This is a genomic window from Actinoplanes sp. NPDC023801, from assembly GCF_040639655.1.
In the GTDB taxonomy this organism is placed as follows: domain Bacteria; phylum Actinomycetota; class Actinomycetes; order Mycobacteriales; family Micromonosporaceae; genus Actinoplanes.
On the sequence record NZ_JBFAAI010000050.1, the window covers coordinates 1 to 19,392 of the forward strand.

Annotated in this window: 19 protein-coding genes and 1 pseudogene; 15 read left to right on the top strand and 5 right to left on the bottom strand. The window is 70.2% G+C overall.

Annotated elements, in window-relative coordinates; all coding sequences use genetic code 11:
• Positions 1-93: 93 nt before the first annotated feature.
• From AB0G04_RS42865 to AB0G04_RS42880, 4 genes are all read right to left on the bottom strand, one after another.
• Entirely contained in the window at positions 94-1,176 is a 1,083-nt protein-coding gene (locus AB0G04_RS42865) for an ABC transporter substrate-binding protein (protein WP_360996078.1), read from the bottom strand.
• A 240-nt stretch (positions 1,177-1,416) separates the two neighbouring features.
• Positions 1,417-2,418, bottom strand: a complete 1,002-nt coding sequence (locus AB0G04_RS42870; RefSeq protein WP_360996081.1) for a LacI family DNA-binding transcriptional regulator — start codon at positions 2,416-2,418, stop codon at positions 1,417-1,419.
• A 100-nt stretch (positions 2,419-2,518) separates the two neighbouring features.
• Positions 2,519-3,205, bottom strand: coding sequence for a hypothetical protein (locus AB0G04_RS42875; RefSeq protein ID WP_360996083.1), 687 nt, complete (start codon positions 3,203-3,205; stop codon positions 2,519-2,521).
• Positions 3,202-3,927: an ATP-binding cassette domain-containing protein gene (locus AB0G04_RS42880; protein WP_360996086.1), complete on the bottom strand. Its 726-nt coding sequence runs from the start codon at positions 3,925-3,927 to the stop codon at positions 3,202-3,204. The genes AB0G04_RS42875 and AB0G04_RS42880 overlap by 4 nt, the downstream gene beginning before the upstream one ends.
• Before the next feature lie 124 nt (positions 3,928-4,051).
• Between AB0G04_RS42880 and AB0G04_RS42885 the strand changes: the two genes are divergently transcribed.
• The 4 genes and pseudogenes from AB0G04_RS42885 to AB0G04_RS42900 all read left to right on the top strand — a co-directional run bounded on the left by AB0G04_RS42885 (position 4,052) and on the right by AB0G04_RS42900 (position 7,041).
• Positions 4,052-5,263: a sensor histidine kinase gene (locus AB0G04_RS42885; protein WP_360996089.1), complete on the top strand. Its 1,212-nt coding sequence runs from the start codon at positions 4,052-4,054 to the stop codon at positions 5,261-5,263.
• On the top strand, positions 5,260-5,931 hold the full coding sequence (locus AB0G04_RS42890; protein ID WP_360996091.1) for a response regulator transcription factor: 672 nt from the start codon (positions 5,260-5,262) through the stop codon (positions 5,929-5,931). The genes AB0G04_RS42885 and AB0G04_RS42890 overlap by 4 nt, the downstream gene beginning before the upstream one ends.
• A gap of 28 nt (positions 5,932-5,959) precedes the next feature.
• Positions 5,960-6,606, top strand: a pseudogene (locus AB0G04_RS42895) (FAD-dependent oxidoreductase); the annotation flags it as partial.
• Positions 6,595-7,041: an FAD-dependent oxidoreductase gene (locus tag AB0G04_RS42900; RefSeq protein WP_360996094.1), complete on the top strand. Its 447-nt coding sequence runs from the start codon at positions 6,595-6,597 to the stop codon at positions 7,039-7,041. The pseudogene AB0G04_RS42895 and the gene AB0G04_RS42900, both read left to right, overlap by 12 nt.
• Positions 7,042-7,129: 88 nt before the next feature.
• On the opposite strand, the gene AB0G04_RS42905 is transcribed toward AB0G04_RS42900, so the two are convergent.
• Positions 7,130-7,819 (bottom strand): enhanced serine sensitivity protein SseB C-terminal domain-containing protein, encoded by a 690-nt coding sequence (locus AB0G04_RS42905; RefSeq protein WP_360996097.1) that lies wholly within the window; start codon positions 7,817-7,819, stop codon positions 7,130-7,132.
• A 235-nt stretch (positions 7,820-8,054) separates the two neighbouring features.
• Here AB0G04_RS42905 and AB0G04_RS42910 point away from each other — a divergent pair, with 235 nt between their 5' ends.
• From AB0G04_RS42910 to AB0G04_RS42960, 11 genes are all read left to right on the top strand, one after another.
• Positions 8,055-9,317: a sensor domain-containing protein gene (locus tag AB0G04_RS42910; RefSeq protein WP_360996100.1), complete on the top strand. Its 1,263-nt coding sequence runs from the start codon at positions 8,055-8,057 to the stop codon at positions 9,315-9,317.
• A complete protein-coding gene (locus AB0G04_RS42915) occupies positions 9,305-9,949 on the top strand; it encodes a response regulator transcription factor (RefSeq protein ID WP_360996102.1) in 645 nt (214 codons plus the stop codon). Before AB0G04_RS42910 ends, AB0G04_RS42915 begins: the two co-directional genes overlap by 13 nt.
• A 10-nt stretch (positions 9,950-9,959) precedes the next feature.
• On the top strand, positions 9,960-10,745 hold the full coding sequence (locus tag AB0G04_RS42920) for a DUF4097 family beta strand repeat-containing protein (protein ID WP_360996106.1): 786 nt from the start codon (positions 9,960-9,962) through the stop codon (positions 10,743-10,745).
• 57 nt (positions 10,746-10,802) lie between these two features.
• Positions 10,803-11,549: an ABC transporter ATP-binding protein gene (locus AB0G04_RS42925; protein ID WP_360996109.1), complete on the top strand. Its 747-nt coding sequence runs from the start codon at positions 10,803-10,805 to the stop codon at positions 11,547-11,549.
• Positions 11,546-14,041 carry an FtsX-like permease family protein gene (locus tag AB0G04_RS42930; RefSeq protein WP_360996111.1) on the top strand — a complete coding sequence of 832 codons (2,496 nt, stop codon included), beginning with the start codon at positions 11,546-11,548 and terminating at the stop codon, positions 14,039-14,041. Before AB0G04_RS42925 ends, AB0G04_RS42930 begins: the two co-directional genes overlap by 4 nt.
• A gap of 310 nt (positions 14,042-14,351) precedes the next feature.
• A complete protein-coding gene (locus tag AB0G04_RS42935; protein WP_360996113.1) occupies positions 14,352-14,915 on the top strand; it encodes a hypothetical protein in 564 nt (187 codons plus the stop codon).
• Positions 14,916-15,069: 154 nt separating this feature from the next.
• On the top strand, positions 15,070-15,504 hold the full coding sequence (locus AB0G04_RS42940) for a hypothetical protein (protein WP_360996116.1): 435 nt from the start codon (positions 15,070-15,072) through the stop codon (positions 15,502-15,504).
• Positions 15,505-16,090: 586 nt separating this feature from the next.
• Positions 16,091-16,603, top strand: coding sequence for a hypothetical protein (locus AB0G04_RS42945; RefSeq protein ID WP_360996118.1), 513 nt, complete (start codon positions 16,091-16,093; stop codon positions 16,601-16,603).
• A 376-nt stretch (positions 16,604-16,979) separates the two neighbouring features.
• A complete protein-coding gene (locus tag AB0G04_RS42950) occupies positions 16,980-17,177 on the top strand; it encodes a hypothetical protein (protein ID WP_360996121.1) in 198 nt (65 codons plus the stop codon).
• A 9-nt stretch (positions 17,178-17,186) separates the two neighbouring features.
• The gene (locus tag AB0G04_RS42955; protein WP_360996124.1) at positions 17,187-18,125 is read left to right on the top strand and encodes a helix-turn-helix domain-containing protein; all 939 of its coding nucleotides are present in this window, start codon (positions 17,187-17,189) and stop codon (positions 18,123-18,125) included.
• A 271-nt stretch (positions 18,126-18,396) separates the two neighbouring features.
• Positions 18,397-19,320 carry a sulfotransferase domain-containing protein gene (locus AB0G04_RS42960; RefSeq protein ID WP_360996128.1) on the top strand — a complete coding sequence of 308 codons (924 nt, stop codon included), beginning with the start codon at positions 18,397-18,399 and terminating at the stop codon, positions 19,318-19,320.
• The last annotated feature ends 72 nt before the right edge of the window (positions 19,321-19,392 follow it).

Sequence of the window (19,392 nt, forward strand, 5' to 3'; positions counted from 1 at the left end):
TGTCCCCGCGCGCCCGCCCCCGCCCTCGGGGGCCGGGCTGCCGCGGCCGCGCCCCCCCCCCCCCCCCCCCCCCCCCCCCCCGGGCCGGGTGGATCAGTACGCGCTGCTCAGGTCGGTCTTGGCGTTGCCGGTGTCATAGGCACGGTCGGAGATGATGATGTCCTGGCCGACCGGCTCCCCGGCGAAGAACTTGGTGGCGGTCTCGAAGGCGAGCGGGCCGAAACGCGGGTTCGACTCGATGACCGCGTGGATCCAGCCGTCCACGATGCCCTGGACCGCGCCCTTGGTCCCGTCGATGGACACGATCTTGACGTCTCCGGCCTTCTTGCCGGCACCCTTGAGCGCCGTCACCGCGCCGAGCGCCATCTCGTCGTTCTCGCCGTAGATGCCGTTGATGTTGGGGTTGGACTGCAGCAGCTGCTCGGTGACCTTCTGACCCTCCTCGCGGGAGAAGTTGCCGGTCTGCTCGAAGGTGACCTTGATGTCCGGCGCCACCTTCGCGATCTGCTCCTTGAAACCGCTGGTCCGCAGCGTGGTCACGTTGTTGCCGGGCGACCCGAGCAGGATGGCGACCTCACCCTTGCCGCCGAGCGCCTCGGCCATCTCGTCGGCGGCCCGCTTGCCCTGCTCGGCGAAGTCGGAGCCGATGAAGGTCAGGTAGTCCTTGCAGGCGGTGGCATTGATCTTGCGGTCGATGGTGATGATCGGGACCTTCTTGGCCGACGCCTTGGCGAACACCGAGCCCCAGCCGTCAGAGTTGAGCGGCGCGATCACCAGCAGCTGCACACCCGAGTCGATCATCTGCTCGACGTCGCTGATCTGCTTGTTGAACTGCGAGTTCGCGTTCGTCGTCGTGAGGTTCGTGATGCCGAGCTCGGCGGCCTCAGCCCTGATCGACTCGGTCTCGGCGATCCGGAACGGGTTGGCCTCCTTCTCCGACTGGGAGAAGCCGACCTTGGCGGTCTTCAGGTCGATCTTGGTGCCGCCGAACTGGTCGAGGGTGCAGGTGGCGGCACCCGGCGCGGCCGACTGCACAGCCTGGGTGGCCGCCGGCGCCGACCCGGCACCGGCGGTGGAGGCGGGCTCCTCGGACTTCGCGCACGCGCCGGCTGTTGCGGCAAACAGGACGGTACCGAGCAGGACGACTGCCCGGCTCCGGTTCGATCGAACGTTCATGCGGAGGACTCCTTGCAGAGAGAAGCGGCGGTGAAGGAGCGCTTACCGGCCGCGGTGCACACATTCACGCATCATCGAACTTTTTCTGTCAAGGACTTGCGCGCTCACCTAACTGAAACAAACATGTTCCTGTTAGGAGACTTTTCCGTCTATACACAGTGGGAGGCCCGATGGAGGCCGCACACGGAAACGGCCGCCCACCCCCGGCAGGGGTGAGCGGCCGCCAGCGGTCGCGTGCCATCAGCGCAGCGGGGCCGTGGACTCCCGGGTGATCAGGCGGACCGGGAACGTCTCCACACCGGACCCCGTGACGCCCTCCATCGCCGCGGAAAGACGCTGTGCGGCGATCCGGCCCAGGTGCTCCAGATTCAGGTCGATGGTGGTCAGCGGCGGACGCGAATTGACCGCGAGCACACTCCAGTTGTCGAAGCCGATCACGGCTACCCGCGACGGCACATCGATCCGCTCCTCGTGCAGGACGTCGAGCACACCACGCGCTATCTCGTCCGAGCCGGCGAAGATCGCGTCCACCTCCGGGCAGCGGTCCAGCAGCATCCGGGTCGCACCCCGGCCCCACGCCTCGGACCACATTCCGAACCACACCTCACCACCGGCCAGCTCCAGGCCCCCCTCGGTCAGCCGCTCCACGGCGCCGCGGGCCCGGTCCTGCGCCGCGCTGTAACCCGGGTCGCCGGTGATGTGCGCGATCCGGCGGCGTCCGCACCGGATCAGATGATCGACAGCGGTGCGCCCACCACCCACGTTGTCGGTGATCAGCGACAGGTCGGCCGGATCGTCGGAGGGTGCGTACGCATACACCACCGGGACCGGCAGATCACCGAGCGACGGCCGGGTGTCCGGCCGGGCGCCGACCACTATCAACCCGTCCACCCGCCGGGACAGCAGCGCCCGCAGATGGTGTTTCTCGCGGATGGTGTCGCCCCGGGCGTCACAGAGGAACACCGAGGTCTGGTCGGAACCGAACGCGTCCTCGGCACCCATCAGGATCGGGATCGAGAACCGGCCCTCCAGGTCGGACGTCAGCAGGCCGACGGTGCCGCTGCGCTGGGTGATCAGACCCTGAGCCAGCGTGTTGGGCGAGAAGGAGAGCTGCTCGGCCGCCCGGACCACCCGCTCGCGGGTCTCGGCACGCACCTGCGGCTGGCCGTTGAGCGCCTTGGACGCGGTCGCGACCGAGACCCCGGCGAGTTTGGCGACGTCGCGAAGAGTGGCCCTGGACAAGAAATATTCTCCCGCATCACTTCTTGAAAACCTTTTCGGACCGTCGATCTTCTGGTCAGCCTAGCCCAGAGGCCTCAAGTCCGAAACACGCGGGAACCGGTCAGACGTCCCGCCGGCGATGAACGAGCAGCGCCACCCCGAGCACCGCGAGCGGCCACAGCAGATACGCCAGCCAGGCTTCGGTCGCCGACGTGTACAGGTCGCCGACCGCTTCCGGAGGGCCGTAAGCCAGGGTCAGCCGCTGCCACGCCGGCAGGATCATCGCGTCGCGCAGCGCTTTGACCACCGCGTTGTCGCCGGTCAGCAGTTGCGGCAACGCCACCAGCAGCAGAATCCCGGCCACATACACGGCACCGGCGTGACGCAGCAGCACGGCGATCCCCAGGCCGACGACAGCGCAGACCGGACCCACCAGGGTCGCTCCGAGCAGTTCCGAGGGCGTCACCGTCACCGAACCGTCCACCACGAGCAGGCCGGCCACGATCACCGCACTCACCACCGCCCACAGACCGGCCAGCACCGCGGCCTTGGCCAGCACCACAGGGGAACGGGCCGGCACCGCGACCGCGGTGGCCCGGATGAGGCCGCTGGCGTACTCCCCGGCCATCGCCGCCGCACCCGAACTCGCCGCCACCACGATCAGCACCAGGTAACCCGCGAGCGGGAAGACGCCCTCCCGGTCGATCGCCGCCGCGAGCAGGACGGCGACGACGGTCAGGCCCGCCGACCACCACGTCGCCCGCAGGGAGCGGGTCTTCAGCCATTCCGACGCGATCAGAGCGATCATCGGACACCTCCGGCACGGTAGTCGACGCTGCCCTCGGTCAGTGCGAAGAACGCCTCCTCCAGCGAACCGCCGGAGCCCGACAGCTCCGCCACCGGGCCGGACGCGAGCAACCTGCCCTGCCCGATGACCACGATCTCGTCGGCCGTCGCCGCCATCTCGCCGATCAGGTGGCTGGACAGGAACACCGTGCGTCCCTCCGCGGCCAGCTTCCGGAACAGGCCACGGGCCCAGCGCACGCCCTCCGGATCCATCCCGTTCACCGGTTCGTCGAAGATCAGCACCGGTGGGTCGCCGAGCAGAGCGGTCGCCACCCCCAGACGCTGCCGCATGCCGAGCGAGAAGGTGCCGACCCGTCGCCCCGCCACCTCGGACAGGCCGGTCTCACCGAGCACCTCGTCGACCCGGCGCCGTGGCAGGCCGTTGCTGCGGGCCAGCGCGGCGAGATGCACCGCCGCGGTACGCCCGGGATGCGCCTGCTGGGCGTCGAGCAGGGCGCCGGCGTGCCGCAACCCGCGCCGGTGGGTCCGGAACGGCACACCGCCGATGGTGGCGTGGCCGCTGGTCGGCGCGTCGAGGCCGAGCAGGACGCGCAGCGTGGTGGTCTTGCCGGCGCCGTTGGGACCGAGGAAGCCGGTGACGCGGCCCGGCCGGGCGACGAACGACAGTCCCGCCACGGCGGTGGTGCGCCCGTATCGCTTGACGAGTTCTTCGACGTGAATCATGCCGATCACAGTGGCCCGCGGCGGTACGGATCGTCATCGGCCCGTGGCACCCGCCGCCCTCATACCGTGGTAGTCGGTCCGTGGTCGGATGGCACCGTCCGGACCCGTCGATACGATCAGCCGCATGCCTTCCAAGCTCCGCATCCGCCGCCTGCCGCTCCCCGGCTGGGTGGCGCTGTGCTGGGGCGCCGCCGCCTTCAGCACGCTGCGGGGCTACTCCGGGCTTCCGGGTATGCCCGGCGGTATGCCGGAGCTGCCCGCCTGGCGCTGGGCCGTGATCGCGCTGTCGGTGGCCGCGGCCGTCCTGGCGTGCCGGCTGGTGCGTGTCCGGCCGCTGCCCGCGCTGTACCTGCTGGCCACGGCTCCGGTCGCGCTCATCCTGGCGGTCGGCCACGACGGCCTCGCCAACACCGAGGAACAGCTGCTGGCGCAGTTCCTGATCAGTGCCGACATCGTCCTCGGCCACCTCGTGGCCACCCGTCCCCCGTGGACGTGGGCGGCCGGGCTCGTCCCGATCCTGGCCGCGTTGCCGGTCACCGTCCTGCTCGGTGAGCTGGAGATGGAGTGGACACTCTGGACGTCCTATGTGGGACTGCCACTGGTGGTGGCCGCCCTGCTGGGATATTCGGTCCGCCAGGCGCGCAACTATGCGCTCCGGCTGAGCGAACAGGCCGCCGCCCAGAGTGTGATGGCCGAGCGGCTGCGCATCTCCCGCGAACTCCACGATCACGTGGCCCACAGTGTCGGTGTCATCGCGTTGCAGGCCGGGGCCGCGGCCCGGGTCATCGAGACCCAGCCCGAGCGGGCCCGGGCCTCGCTGCACAACATCGAGTCGACCAGCCGCGAGACCCTCGCCGGCCTGCGCCGGATGCTCAGCGGCCTGCGCATGCCGCACGATGAGGACGCTCCCCTGCGGCCCGCTCCGACCCTCGCCGACGTCGGTGACCTGGTGCGGACTGCCGAGGGATCCGGCGTCGACATCCGGGTCCGCTGGGAGGGCCACCGCCGCCCGCTGCCCGCCGACGTGGAACTCTCCGCCTATCGGATCATCCAGGAGTCACTGACCAACGTGCTACGCCACGCCGACGCCGCGACCTGTGAGATCTCGGTGAACTATCAGCCCGCCGACCTGCGGATCGAGGTCGTCGACGACGGGCACGGGGCACACGGCCGCGACCGGACCGGCGGAGGCTTCGGGCTCATCGGCCTGCACGAGCGGGCCGCCCTCCTGGACGGAACCCTGACGGCCGGCGCCCGCGACGAGGGCGGCTTCCGGGTGGAGGCCAGCCTTCCGGTCGGCCCGGGCGACGCACGGGCGAAGGCGGACCGGACGTGACGGTTCGCGTGCTGCTCGCCGACGATCACGCGCTCGTCCGGACGGCGCTTCACATGGTGCTCACCGACGCCGAGGGCATCGAGGTCGCCGGGGAGGCCGGGACCGGGACCGAGGCGGTACGGCTCGCCGGCGAGCTGCGGCCGGACGTCATCCTGATGGACATCCGGATGCCCGGGATGGACGGCATCGAGGCCACCCGTCTGATCATCGGGGACGGACTGGTCGAGGCCGACTCCGGGCCGCCACGGGTCGTCGTGCTCACCACCTTCCCCGACGACACCTACGTCTACGACGCGCTGCAGGCCGGCGCCTCGGGCTTCCTGGTCAAGGACATGGCACTCGACGACATCGTCGCCGCCATCCGGGTGGTCGCGGCGGGCGACGCGCTCATCGCACCCAGCGTCACCCGCAACCTGATCAGGATGATCGCCGGCCGTCCCCCGGAGCCGGCGGCGCCCGCACCCGATCTGGGCAGCGTGACCGACCGGGAGCGTGAGGTGCTGACGATGATCGGGCTCGGCGCGACGAACTCCGAGATCGCCGCGCGCCTGCACATCACCATGCCGACGGTGAAGACGTACGTCGGCCGTCTGATGACCAAACTCGCCGCCCGCGACCGCGTGCAACTGGTGATCGCCGCCTACCGTGCCGGCCTGGTGAGCCCCTGACCGGCGGGCCGGCACGGCGGAGATTGATATGTTGACGAGGTATCTGACCGTTCGAGTCGGCGTCATCGTCTGCGAGGCACGGGACCGTGTCGGCGGGCGCGTCGGCAGCGTCCGCATCGACGGGGAACCGGTCGAGCTGGGCGGCCAGTTCATCGATCCTGGGCAGGACCGGGTCCAGGCACTCGCGGCCGAGCTGGGCATTCCGGTGTTCCGTACCCACACCGCCGGGGTTCACCTCGTCGAGCACGGGTCGGGCCGGATCGGGCGGTTCCGGGGCACCGTACCGCGGCTACCGCTTCCGGCACTGCTGGACTTCGCGCGAGGTGAGGCCCCGTTCGAACGGCTCGCCCGGACCGTCGACGTCGAAGCGCCGTGGCGAGGCCCGGGCGCGGGCCGACTGGACGGGCTGACGCTGGAGTCCTGGATTCGCCGGACACTGCGGACCACTGCCGGGCGGCAGCTGTTCACGCTAGCCACGCGGGTGCTGTGGGCGTGCGAGCCGGCCGAGGTATCGCTGCTGCACGCGCTGTTCCATGCGCGGGAGGCCGGTGGTCTGCGGGCGATCACGGCCACCGAGGGCAGCGCGCAGCAGGACATGCTCGCCGGCGGAGCGCATCTGCTGGCCGAGGGCATGGCCCGCGATCACGCCGATCGGGTCCGTCTGTGCACGCCGATCCGGCGGATCGCCCAGGACGACTCCGGCGTCGTCGTCACCGCCGCGTCGGGCGCGAGCGTGCGGACAGCAGCTCACCCTCCGGCCGGCACGGTGTGCTGGTCAGCGTCCTGGAGGGCGCGGTGGCACGCCGTCTCGCCGGCCTGCCCGGCCGGGAACGCCGCGGCCTGGTGCTCGACGAGCTGGTCCGGTTGTTCGGGCCGGCTGCCGCCCGGCCGGTCGGGTATGTCGAGAAGGACTGGAACAGCGAGGAGTTCACCAGGGGCGCGTACGCCGCGGTGTTCCCGCCGGGCGCATGGACGGCCCACGGACCGGCGCTGCGAACGCCGGTCGGCCGTGTCCACCGGGGCGGGGCCGAGACGTCCACCCGCGGGTACGGATACATGGACGGCGCGATCCGCTCCGGCGAGGCCGCCGCCGTGGCGGTGACCCGTTAGCCGTGGCCGATCCACGCCGGATGGCCTGCTCGCGGTACGGCTGGAGGGCCGGGCGTACTTCAGCGTCGCTGTCACCCGGCCGGCGGGCTCAGCGGTGATAGAAGGCCTGCGTCCGGGTGAGCATCCACGTGGCCACCGAGCTCTGCTCGTCCAGCGGCAGGACCTCGATCTCGTTCGGGACGGGGCTCACCCGGGCGGCGTAGTCGACGGCGGCCCGGACGTCGCGCTGCCAGGTGGTGACCCGGCGATCCGGGCGCACACCGATCATCAGGGTGCCGGCGCCGTCGTCGATGCTGCACAGCGCCCGCCTGGCCTCGATCACACCGGAGCTCGCCCGGAACCCGCCGATCAGGGCCTCCAGCAGGTGGTACGGCTCCGGGCGGGGTACCCCGAGCAGGATGCGCGAGCCGGCCGCGGGACGGGTCGCGCACAACCGGCGGACCCGGTCGGCGGCCACCGGCACGGCGGTCGCGGAACCCGGGTTGACCACGAAACCCAGTTCGGCGGGCATCCGTTCGGCCAGCTGGCGACCGGTGAGCCGGATCTGCCTGCGGTTGCTCGCGCCGGCTTTGGCCAGCTGCTCGGCGGAGGTGTAGACGACCACGTATGGCTCGCCGCCGATGGTGGTGACGGGCAACTGCCCGCCGCCGCTCTCCGGGCCGGCTGGCAGCGGCACCCAGATCGGGTGGTCGGCCAGCGCGGTCAGCAACGCGTCCGGCGGTGACTCTCCGCGCCGGACGTGCAGGAGGGTGGTTTCCAGAGTGTTGGCAGGAAACAAGGTCGACTCCGTCCTGTCGGCGTCCCCACCCTGGTATACGCACCGTCACCGGGAGCGGTTCACCCGCTCAGGTGACAGAGTCGCGCCGCTCGGAATCCGGGCTCGCCCCGCCGGCGATGCCGGTCATCTCCGGGCATCGACCTCGGCGACGAAACAGGGGTGGTGCTGGGTACAGGTCGAAGACGGGTGCCTTCGTCCTGGTGACGGCACCGCCCGCTTCTCTAACGTCACACCCGTGACCTTCTTGGTGAACCTGCGGCGGCTGCCGCTCGACCTGGCCGGGCGATACGCGCCCTGGTCGGGCGACACGTGGCGGGCGACCCGCCACGTGCTCGCCGGCGGCGTCGTGGGTGTGGTCACCGGATCCATCGTGCTGACTCTGGTGATCCTCAGCGCGGTCCTCTCGATCACCGTGATCTTCGCGCTCGGCACGCTGCTGGCTCTGCTGTCCTGCGTGCACGGCTTCGCCGCCCTGCAACGGTCCCGGTTCGAGGCGCTCCTCGGCGAGCAGATCGACGCTCCGGCAACCGTGCCGTGTGACAGCTGGTCGCAGCGGCTGGTGGCGGACTTCCGCTCGGAGACCACGTGGCGGCAGTTGGCGTACCACCTGCTCGCCCTGGTTTTCGGCGGAGCCGGCGCCCTGGCGGTGGCGATCGCCTGGTCCGGCAGCGCCCTGCTCGTCATCGCGCCGCTGCTGGGCTGGTCGCCGGCCGGTCCGGGCGTGCTGCGGGCCCTCGCGGCGATGACCGGCGGTGTGGTGCTGCTGTTCGCGGCGCCGCTGCTGGCCCACGGGGTGGCGGCGGCCGATCTGGTCGCCGCCCGGGCCCTGCTCGGCCCGAACGTGAAGGCCGAACTGGCGATGCGGGTCGTCGAGGTGGAACGCAGCCGGGCCGACCTGGTGGCGGCCGCCGACGCCGAGCGCCGCCGGATCGAGCGTGACCTGCACGACGGCATGCAGCAACGGCTGGTCGCGCTCGCCATGAACCTCGGCATCGTGCGGGTCAACAGCGGCGACCTGCCGGAACCGCTCCGCGACGCGATCAGCCGCTCGCATGACGACGCCAAAGAGGCGCTCACCGAGCTGCGGCACATCGTCCGCGGGCTCTACCCCGCGGTGCTCGGCGACCGCGGCCTGGATGCGGCGCTCTCCGGCATCGTGGCCAGCTCCCCGGTGCCGGCCCGGCTGCGGGCCGACCTGCCCCGGCGCCCGCCGGTCGCCATCGAGGCGGTGGCCTACTTCGTGGTGGCCGAGGCCCTGGCCAATGTGGCCAAGCACGCGTTGGCCTCTCAGGTCGAGGTGGAGGTACGGCTCGTCGAGGAGCTCCAGGAACTTCGGCTCCTGGTCGCCGACAACGGTCGCGGCGGCGCCCGCCCCGGGCGCGGCAGCGGCTTGCGGGGCCTGGCACAGCGGGTGTCCTCAGTCGATGGAACGCTGGCTGTGGACAGCCCGGAGGGCGGGCCGACGACGATTCTGGTGGTGCTGCCGTGCGCGTCATGATCGCGGAGGACTCCGTCCTGCTCCGTGAAGGGCTGGTCCGGCTCCTGGAGTCCTGCGGCGAAGAGGTGGTGGCCGCGGTGGCCGACGCCGAGGCCCTGCTCACCGCGGTCGCCGCGGACCGTCCCGACATCGTGGTGGCCGACGTGCGGATGCCGCCCACCTTCACCGACGAAGGCCTGCACGCCGCACTGACCATCCGCAAGAAGTGGCCCGAGGTCGCCGTCCTGGTCCTCTCCCAGTACGTGGAGGAGCGCTACGCCGCCGACCTCCTGTCCCGCCCGGCCGGCCGGATCGGCTACCTGCTGAAGGACCGGGTCGCCGACGTCACCGAGTTCCTCGACGCGCTGCGCAGGGTCGCCGCGGGTGGCACCGTCCTCGATCCCGAGGTGGTGTCCCAGCTGCTGGTCCGGCATCGCAGCGACCCGCTGGAGCGGCTCACCACCCGGGAGACACAGGTGCTCGCGCTGATGGCCGAGGGCCGGTCCAACTCCGGCATCGCCACCGTGCTGTCGATCAGCCAGAGCGCCGTCGCCAAGCACGTGAACAGCATCTTCACCAAGCTCGACATCGCCCTGGCGGACAACGACCACCGCCGGGTCCTGGCGGTTCTGCAGTTCATCCAGTCCTCCTGAGGAGCACCCGATGCCTTACACCTCGACCACTGCCCCCATGCGTACCGCGTGGCGGACCCTGGGCACCGCGGCTACCGTTCTCGTCCTCGTGGTGGTCGGTGTGCTGGGCTGGACGTGGTTCGGACCGCGACGTACCGGCGACGCTCACTTCGAGCAGAGTGGTGCCACGAAGGTGACGGTCAGGACCGGCGACGGTGACGTGACCGTGCGGTCCGGCCCGGGCGACAAAGTCACCGTGGACAGCGACCTGTCCTGGTCGACGATGGGTGAACCGGACGCGAACGCCGCGATGCGCGGTGACACGTTCGAGGTGGTCGGCCGGTGTCCGACGGTCGTCATGGGCAGCGAGTGCACCGTCGATTTCGTAGTGCACGTGCCGGACGGCGTCGCCGTCGAGGTGATCACCGAGGGCGGCACCGTGCAGGCGTCCGGCCTCACCGGCCCGGTACGGCTGACCAGCGCGGCCGGTGACGTGAAGGCGGACGACCTGAGCGGTGACGTCGTCCTGCGGTCCGAGGCCGGCAGCATCACCGGCTCCGGCCTGCGCGCTGCGAACGTCGAGGCCGGCCTCGACGCCGGTGACCTCGACCTGACCTTCGCCGCCGTGCCGACCGCGGTCACCGCGGTGGCCGATGCCGGTGACATCACCCTGGCCCTTGCCCCCGGCCCTTACCGGGTTCAGGTGGAGACCGGCAACGGTGAGCCGCAGATCTCGGTGACCGACGACCGGTCCGCGCCGTCGTCCGTCACCGCACGGACCGGCGCGGGCTCGGTGACGGTCCGTTACGCCGGCTGACGGCCGCCCGGATTCCTGTTCTGCTCACTCCGCCCTGCTCATTCTCAGGAGACTGTCATGAACGATGCCGTGCGCCTGGATGCGCTCAGCAAGACCTACGGCGCCGGCGACAACACGGTGGTAGCTCTCCGCGACGTGAGCCTCACGTTCCCGTCCGGAAGCTTCACCGCCGTCATGGGCCCCTCCGGCTCCGGCAAGTCGACGCTTCTGCAGTGTGCCGCCGGGCTGGACGTGCCCACCTCAGGCCGGGTGCTGATCGGCGATACCGACCTGAGTGGATTGAGCGAGACCTCCCTGACCATGCTGCGGCGCGACCGTGTGGGCTTCGTGTTCCAGGCGTTCAACCTGCTGCCGTCGCTGACCGCCGAGCAGAACGTGTCACTGCCGCTGCGGTTGGCCGGCCGCCGGCCCGACCGGCAGGTCATCCGCCGGGCCCTCGAGGCGGTCGGTCTCGCCGACCGGGCCCGGCACCGGCCCGCCGAACTCTCCGGCGGCCAGCAGCAGCGGGTTGCCATCGCCCGGGCTCTGGTCACCCGCCCCGCCGTGCTCTTCGCCGACGAGCCGACCGGCGCGATCGACGCGGCCACCAGCCGCGAGCTGCTGGGCATGCTGCGTGACCTCGTCGACGGCGACGGCGGGCTCTCCACGATCGTGATGGTGACTCATGATCCGGTGGTCGCGGCGTACGCCCATCGGGTCGTTTTCCTCGCCGACGGCCGGCTGGCCGGCGAACTCGCCGGCCCGACCGCCGACGACGTGGCCGCCCGGATGACGAATCTGACCGTGCCGACGGTGCCGGCATGATCCGGGTCGCGCTGCAGACACTGCGGATGCGGTGGGTGTCGTTCCTCGGCACGATCATCGCGCTGGTGCTCGGGGTCGCCCAGGTCGCCGCCATGGGCTTGCTGCTTGCCGCGATGGTCGATCTGCCGGACCGGCCGGCCGAGCGGTTCGCCCGGGCGCCGGCCGTGGTCCTCCCCGGCGACCCCGACTGGGACCCGGCCCGGCACGACCTGGGGGTGCGTTCGCTGCCCGCCGCCAAGGGCGTCTCGCCGGAGTTGCTGGCCAGGGTCTCCGCCGTCGGGCCGGTGGTCGCCGACCGGGACTTCTACGCCCAGATGGCCGGTGGCCCGGCCGACCAGGTGGGCCACCCATGGCCGGTGGCCGAGTTCGGCGGCTATCGGTTGACCGCCGGGCGGGCACCGGCCGGCGGCCGCGAGATCGTGGTCACCGGCGGGTCCGGCGCACGGCCGGGCGCGCGGGTCACCGTGCTGACGGCCGGCGAGGTCGCAACGTACACGGTGACCGGTGTTGCCGAGGCCAGCGGCTACGAGGACGCGGTGTTCTTCACCGATGAGGAGGCGGCCCGGCTGTCCCCGCGGATCAACGCCCTGGTGGCGCTCGGCCCGCTACCCGCCGTCCGAGCGGCCGTCACCGGCTCGGACGCCAGCGTGCTGACCGGGCGGGATCGGCACCGCGCCGACGCCAGTGCGGCCCGCGACCGGGAGTCGTTCGACGACACCGTGACACTGTTGCCGGTGATGGCGAGCGTGGCCGGTTCCACCGCGATCTTCGTGGTGGCCTCGACCTTCGCGTTCGCGGCGACCCAGCGGCGCCGCGAGGTGGCCCTGCTGCGGGCGGTCGGCACCACGCCACGCCAGGTGCACCGGATGATCCTGTCCGAGGCGGCACTGGTCGGTACGGCCGGCTCGCTGGCCGGAGTGCTGCTCGGCCCGGCCGGGACGGGACTGCTGGTGCGCTGGCTGGTCAGCCTGGACATCGCGCCACCGTGGCTGGGTGTCACGCCGTCACTCGCGCCGGCCGTGGTTCTTCCGCTGGTGGCGGCGTTCCTGATCGGGGTGTTCGTCGCACTCGGCGGCGCTCTGGCGGCGGCGTGGCGGGCCGGCCGGGTACGCCCCGTCGAAGCGCTGCGCGAGTCGCTGGTCGACGACACCGGAATGACGCCGGGCCGCTGGCTGCTCGGCGCGGCCGGGCTGCTCACCGGGGTGGGATTGGTCGCCTGGATCGCGGTCGGCTCGCCGGGCACGGTGCTGGTGCCCAACAGCTACGTGCCGACCCTGCTGACCCCGGTGCTCGCGGCGGCATTGCTGGCGCCGGTAGCGGTGGGCCCGCTGACGCGGGTACTGATGTGGCCGTTCAACCGCTCACTGGGCGCGACCGCCGTGCTGGTGCGGGCGAGTGCGCTGACTGCCCGCCGGCGGACCGCGGCGACGGCCGCTCCGGTACTGCTCACCGTGGGTCTGGCGCTGTCCGTCCTGGGTGCCACGGACACCGTGAACGAGGCCCGCGACCAAGGACTGCGCAACCAGACGAGCGCCGAGTACGCGATCCTCCCGGAGGGTACCCCCGGTCTGAGCCAGGCCATCGTCGCCAAGGTGGCCGCGGTCCCCGGCGTGCAGGTGGTGGCGCCGATCATGACCACCGTCTTCACCGAGGACGACGGCCGGCTCGACGAGAACGACGGCATGGTCGTCGATCCGGTCGCACTGGCGGCGGTCTACCGGCTGCAGATCACCGGCGGCTCGCTGGCCGGGTTCAACGACGGGGCGGTGGTGGTCCCCGACGTGTGGAAAATCGACTCCGGTGAGCGGATGGAGATCCTGATGGCTGACGGGACCACCGCGAACCTTGAGGTGGCCGCCGTCTACCACGCGCTGCGCGGCCAGGACGTGGCGTTCCTTCCACCCCGGTTCGCCGGCACCGGCCGGTACGCCCGGGACGGCCTGTCCCGCCGTGCCTATCTTGCCTTCGCCCCCGGCACCGATCGGGACGCCGCGGTGGCGGCAGTACGGGCCGCGGTGGGCGGCGTGGGCGCCCGGGTGGTGACCAGCGCCGAGCTGGTCGCGTCGGAGAGCGCCTGGGCCCGGCATCTGATCGCGGTCCGGCAGAAGTCGGTCGCCGGGATCGTGGTGCTGTTCTGCTTCATCGCGATCGTGAACACGCTGCTCATGGCGACCGCCGACCGCCGCCGCGATCTGATGGTGCTGCGCCTGGCCGGGGCGACGCGACGGCAGGTGCTCACCGTCTTCGCCGCCGAGTCGGTGCTCGTCGTCGGGATCGGGGTGCTGCTGGCCCTGGCCGCCTCGACGATCAACCTGGGTGGCCTGTGGGTGGCTCTGACCCGGCTCTTCGGTGCCACGCCGGTCGTCGTACCCTATGGCACGATCCTGGGCATCACGGTGATCGCCACGATCCTCGCCCTGACAGCCACTCTGCTGCCGGCCGGCGCCGCACTCCGCCGCAACGCATCCCGGTCGACGAGCACGCGCGAGTAGGGGCATTCCCGCAGCTCATCCCGCTCGTCACTCCAGAGGTCGCCCCTGGCGGGCGTCTCCCGTACCGCGTTGATCAGGGCGTAGCGGATGGCGGCCCCGGGGCTGTCGAAGAAGGCGCCGTATGTCTGCTTCGCCGCCTGCTCGATCCGCGGATTTTGGCCATCCAGACGCAGCAAAAGTGGCCACGATGCCCGTTCGGACGATGCCCCCTCAGGCAAGTGGACATATTCGGGCTGATGTCAAAACGACGCCCGAAATGAGGTGGTGCTCTGGGGCGATCGATTCTTCGGTAAGGCAGAAAGGACAGACAATGAAATTTCTGACGGGTGCCGCTGCTACGACCGCGGGTTTGGTCGCCGGCGCGGCTTTCGCCATCAGCCCGGTTTCGGCCGCCGACGCCGGCTGCCCGCCCATGGACCCGTTTTGCCATGCCAGCCAGGGCGCGAAAGACCTGGGTGGCGACATCGCAGACGCGGCGAAGAAAAGCAATCCGTTCAATTGCAACGACAAGCGCGGCTGCGAAGACTACACCGAGTTCGACGACCCGCAAGGCCCTTCCACCACGTCGAGCCATCCCGCCGCGCAGATATCTGACAAGTCCGGCGTGACAGTGCGAACGTGCGGGGAGGTGAGAACGCGATCTTACGACGAGGTCGAGGTTCCCTTCACCGTGACCAACAACAGCGGCGAGTCAATCGATTTGTATTGGCTCGACAGCAGCGGGAACTACGAATTCCTCAAGACCCTCGAGAGTGGCTCAGCCGAATACACGAGCCGTCGGGGGGACGCCTGGGAGGTCACCGACAGTAATGGTGAGTGTATCTGGCAGTTCGTCATCGGCCAGTACGCCTACAGCGCCTCCGTTGAGTTCTGACGGCGGGATTGCCGTCAGCGCTTCGAGCGGCATGCCGGCGCATCAGGTCCGTTGAGCGCTGCCGAAACGGCGAGTTCGACTTCCGTGGCTGTCAAACCTGTCGGATCTGCCCTTGCGGAAGATCGCGGTCTTTCCATGAGACGAGGTTGGCCTGGTGAAAGCCCATCTCAGGAGCACGCTGAACGAAGCACCGGTCACCAAGGCACTCGTGGGAGGAGTGCTCGGCACCCTCACCAACCCCGTGGTGCTGCTGCTCGGCCGATACACCGATCGGCAGGTCCTGCACTACGTCGGGCGCACCGTCCCACTGTCAGCCGGCCAGCGGGCCGAACTTGCCGGAGTCCTGACGGCCGCCACCGACCACCCGTGGCGAAATCTGTTGCCCACCGCCTGGAACAGCCGGTTCGACAAACGCGAACCGCAGGGCTACCTGCCCGTCGATCCCGTGCAGGTGGTCGACATCGCGGTTGACGAAGCCTGGGAGCACGGCTGCTGGCGGCATCCCGTCCGGTTCGAACGACTGCGGGGCGACCTCACCGCCGCCGACGTACCGAGGTCGTCCCGAAGCCTTCACACCAGCAGCGGCTGACCGTCACCCGGCACGGCTACAGGCCGAGCGCCTACCCCGCAATCGGCCAGGTCGCGTCGGGGTCAGGACCGGCGAGGGCTCCCCCACCCCCTGCTGGCCGCGGCGACCGCCGGAATGCGCCGAAGACATCTACCTCGAGCTGTCCCCCGATCCGTGATGACATCACCGCGGCGGCGCCGTCAGCGCGAATTTCCGGCGGATCGTCACATCGTGGCACCTGATTTCCGCCTGGCGGCTCCCTCTGCCACCTCCGGAGCCGTAACAACGCGATGGGAATCACTAACGGCAGGAGGGTCGCCTCATTTCCGGTGCGGCAGTCGCCGGGAATTCCTGCTGGCCCATCTTCTCCGACTTCTGGAACCCGTCAGCGAATCGGGAGAACCGCCATATGATGGATGCGCCGGCGATGGCGCGAAAGCCTGGGGCCGGCTATCCGGTGAATCGACACCAGCACACCATCAAAATTGGAGCGAAAATAATGTCGGAAACAATTTCCGGGTCGGTCCGTGGCCGAGCATCCACCGCTCACCCTGATGGGGAGGGAGCACGCGAAGGTATCCGGTCCTGCAGACGGGTCCTCGCACGCATGGCGGTGGTCGCGACCCTGTCCCTCGCGGGACCTGGAGCGGCGATCGGTTCGGCGCACGCGACCGCCGGGCCGCCCGGCGCCGGTCTCGCCAGCCTGTCAGCGTCGACGGTCGATCGGACGACCGTCACCTCGAAGATCGAGACCACGCGCCAGTTCTCGTCGGAAGGCGCGTACTACGCGAGCGTCGCCAGCCCGGCAGAGACTCTGAGCTTCACGTGGGACGTCGAAACCGGGGTTCCGAGCCGGTTCTACTGGCTGCACGGCGGGGTCCCCTGGTACCTGCACGAGACAACGCCCGGCCGCATCACTCGAGAGAATCCCAATGTCAACTATTACGACCTGGACATCCGTGTCACCACAGCGGCCTTTCCGGAATCGCCACGGACTCTGAAGGGAAAGCTGACCATCAATGTAATTCCACAATCGGACGGGGCGACCTTCGCGGCGATCCTGGAAGGCTCCGGATCCGCCTGGCTCGTGGCGAATGGCACCCTCACCGACGTCGCCTGATCGGCACCTGACCGTCGAGCACGATTTCCGGGCTGCGGGCAGCGCTTCTCGTGGACCGCCGAACGGTTGCCCGCCCGGGCGGGCGGTTCCGCGTGCACGGTGACCGCACGGAGCCACTCGCCCGATGTCCTCGATGCGAGTACTGCCGCGTGCCTCAGCAGGTCCCGGTTATCGCCTGCAGGCCGACGTACAGCCGGCCGCTGCCAAGGTAGCGAAGGGCGGTTCGGCGTGTCCACGACGACCGCGGCTTGGCGCACCATTCCTGAGTCGTCACAGATCCGGATCTCCGGGGCGAGGCGGTGCGCGCCGCCCGCCGGCCGGACGGCGTCGAGCGCTTGGCGCTCGACCCGCGGAGGGGTGTCGATAGGGTGATCAAATGCAAGGCGACGAGCGTACGGTGCGCGACGACAGGTTCTCCGCCGGGCGACGCCTCACCCACGCCGGCCTGATCGCCCTGCACCACCTGACCGGCGGGCCCGTGAAGGAGCGGCGCCCGGACCACCTGATCGGCGCGGTCGAGGGCCATCACCACTTCCGCCGCCGGCTCGTCATCCTGATCTCGCACAGCGGCTGAACCCCGGTCGTGCATCGCGTCGCCCTGCCGGTCACCGACGGCACCCCGCTCTACGAACTGGCCGCCGCGTGCGAGGTGTTCGGTGCCGACCGGGAACTCACCGACTCCTGGTACGACCTGACGATCTGCGGCGAGGACGGCGCCGCGGTGGGTGGGTGGCTGACCGCCGGGGTGTCGTACGGACTGGAGGCGCTGGCCGAGGCCGGCACGGTGATCGTCACCTCCTGCCGGGACCCGCTGGAGCGACCGGCGCCGGCCCTGGTGGAGGCGGTCCGCGCGGCCCACGACCGGGGCGCCCGGGTGGCGTCGCTGTGCACCGGCGCGTTCACCCTGGCCGAAGCCGGGTTGCTGGACGGGCGGCGGGCCACCACGCATTGGGCGCACACCGATCTGCTGCAGTCGCGTTACCCGTCGGTGACCGTCGACCCCGATGTGCTCTACATCGACGACGGCGACGTGCTGACCTCGGCGGGGAAGGCGGCCGGCATGGATCTGTGCCTGCACATCGTGCGTACTGACCATGGCACCGCGGTGGCGAACGCGCTGGCGCGCACCCTGGTCGTGCCGCCGCACCGGCCGGGCGGGCAGGCCCAGTTCATCCCGGCGGCCGTCGGTCACGGCCGCAACCACGTGCTGTCCGGGGTGATGGCGTGGGCCCGGGACCGGCTGGATCAGCCGCTGTCGGTGCGTGACCTGGCGCGGGAGGCGGGGATGAGCTCACGCAACCTGGCCCGGCACTTCCATGCGGTCACCGGCAGCAGTCCGTTGCGGTGGCTGCACGATCAGCGGGTACGCCGCGCGCAGGAACTGCTCGAGATGTCGGACCTGAGCATCGAGCAGATCGCGGCACGCACCGGCATGGGTACCGCCACGACGCTGCGCCGCCACTTCGGCCAGCAACTCGGCGTGCCGCCGGAGACGTACCGCCGAACTTTCAGGGGCATTTGACGGGCACGGGGTCCAACCTGTGAATTCATTCAGGTTCTGCGCGTCCGTGACGCCACCGGCTGACGATCGTTCTCGCTGGTGAAGTGCGGATCGGCGAAGACCGGGCCACGGCGCGTCACGGTGCCCTCCCAGGTTCTTCCCAGCCCGGAGGTTGTATCCAAGACGAGATCCTCTCGTAACGATGTCAATGGTCTTGTAAAGTCCTCGTACCGCACGGCGGCGTGCGTCTGCCTGCCCGTCGTACCCGTCAGGCAAGGAATTGGAATAGACGATGCTCAACCGCACCGTGATGTTCGCCAAGCAGCACTCCCCGGATTCCGTGCGCGTGGCCGCCCGGCGGGCGATGCTCGGGGCCTACAACACGCGGATGCGCTTGACCGTGCCGGTCGCCGACCGGTGCGAGTTCACGAACATCTATCACTGTGCGGTGCGCAAGACGGCCAGCCAGTGGGTCAAGTCGGTGTTCAGCGACCCGATCGTCTACCGCCATTCCGGCCTGGTCACCTACGACCCGCGCTACTACGCGTGGAAGGATCCGCGGGTGGTTCCGCCGAACCGGATCGGGTTGTCGCTCTACTTCGCGCACAAGCGGTACCTGAAGATGCCGAAACCGGACGCGCACCGGGCGTTCTTCATCTACCGCGACCCCCGTGACCTGCTCGTCTCCAGCTACTTCTCGACCAAGGACTCGCACACCCCGATGGGCGACGTGCTGCAGGTCCGGGCCGTGCTGCAGGAGAAGTCGAAGAAGGACGGGATGCTCTACCTGATCGAGCACCTGACGAAGAAGGGCATGTTCAACGCGGTCCGTTCCTGGGTCGAGGCACCGCCGTCGGAAAAGGTCCGTCTCATCCGTTACGAGGACCTGACCGGTGAGAACCAGCTCGCCGAGATGGAAGCGTTGATGCGGCACTGCGGGATCGTCGTCCCGCAGCCGGAACTGGCGACACTGCTCGACAAGTACAGCTTCTCCCGGATGAACGACCGCAAGAAGGCCGGCCAGATCTCGCACTACCGCAAGGGCAAGTCCGGCGACTGGCAGAACCATTTCGACGACGACATCGAGCAGGCGTTCAAGCAGGCCACCGGGAACCTGCTGGAGATTCTCGGCTATCCGGACATCGAGCCGGAGCCGAAGTCCGAGCTGACGACGGCGACCGGCACGAACGGCACCACCCGCTCGCCCGAGATGTAGGCGCCTCCGGGGCGGGTGCGGAGCCTGCGCATGCCGTGAACTCATCCCTGCATGACGAGGAAGCGGCGATTC

What these genes read in the sequence shown, in the direction of transcription:
- AB0G04_RS42865 (WP_360996078.1), bottom strand. Translation starts at nt 1,176, where the DNA reads ATGAACGTTCGATCGAACCGGAGCCGGGCAGTCGTCCTGCTCGGTACC.
- AB0G04_RS42875 (WP_360996083.1), bottom strand. Translation starts at nt 3,205, where the DNA reads ATGATCGCTCTGATCGCGTCGGAATGGCTGAAGACCCGCTCCCTGCGG.
- AB0G04_RS42880 (WP_360996086.1), bottom strand. Translation starts at nt 3,927, where the DNA reads ATGATTCACGTCGAAGAACTCGTCAAGCGATACGGGCGCACCACCGCC.
- AB0G04_RS42885 (WP_360996089.1), top strand. Translation starts at nt 4,052, where the DNA reads ATGCCTTCCAAGCTCCGCATCCGCCGCCTGCCGCTCCCCGGCTGGGTG.
- AB0G04_RS42920 (WP_360996106.1), top strand. Translation starts at nt 9,960, where the DNA reads ATGCCTTACACCTCGACCACTGCCCCCATGCGTACCGCGTGGCGGACC.
- AB0G04_RS42925 (WP_360996109.1), top strand. Translation starts at nt 10,803, where the DNA reads ATGAACGATGCCGTGCGCCTGGATGCGCTCAGCAAGACCTACGGCGCC.
- AB0G04_RS42930 (WP_360996111.1), top strand. Translation starts at nt 11,546, where the DNA reads ATGATCCGGGTCGCGCTGCAGACACTGCGGATGCGGTGGGTGTCGTTC.
- AB0G04_RS42935 (WP_360996113.1), top strand. Translation starts at nt 14,352, where the DNA reads ATGAAATTTCTGACGGGTGCCGCTGCTACGACCGCGGGTTTGGTCGCC.
- AB0G04_RS42945 (WP_360996118.1), top strand. Translation starts at nt 16,091, where the DNA reads ATGGCGGTGGTCGCGACCCTGTCCCTCGCGGGACCTGGAGCGGCGATC.
- AB0G04_RS42950 (WP_360996121.1), top strand. Translation starts at nt 16,980, where the DNA reads ATGCAAGGCGACGAGCGTACGGTGCGCGACGACAGGTTCTCCGCCGGG.
- AB0G04_RS42960 (WP_360996128.1), top strand. Translation starts at nt 18,397, where the DNA reads ATGCTCAACCGCACCGTGATGTTCGCCAAGCAGCACTCCCCGGATTCC.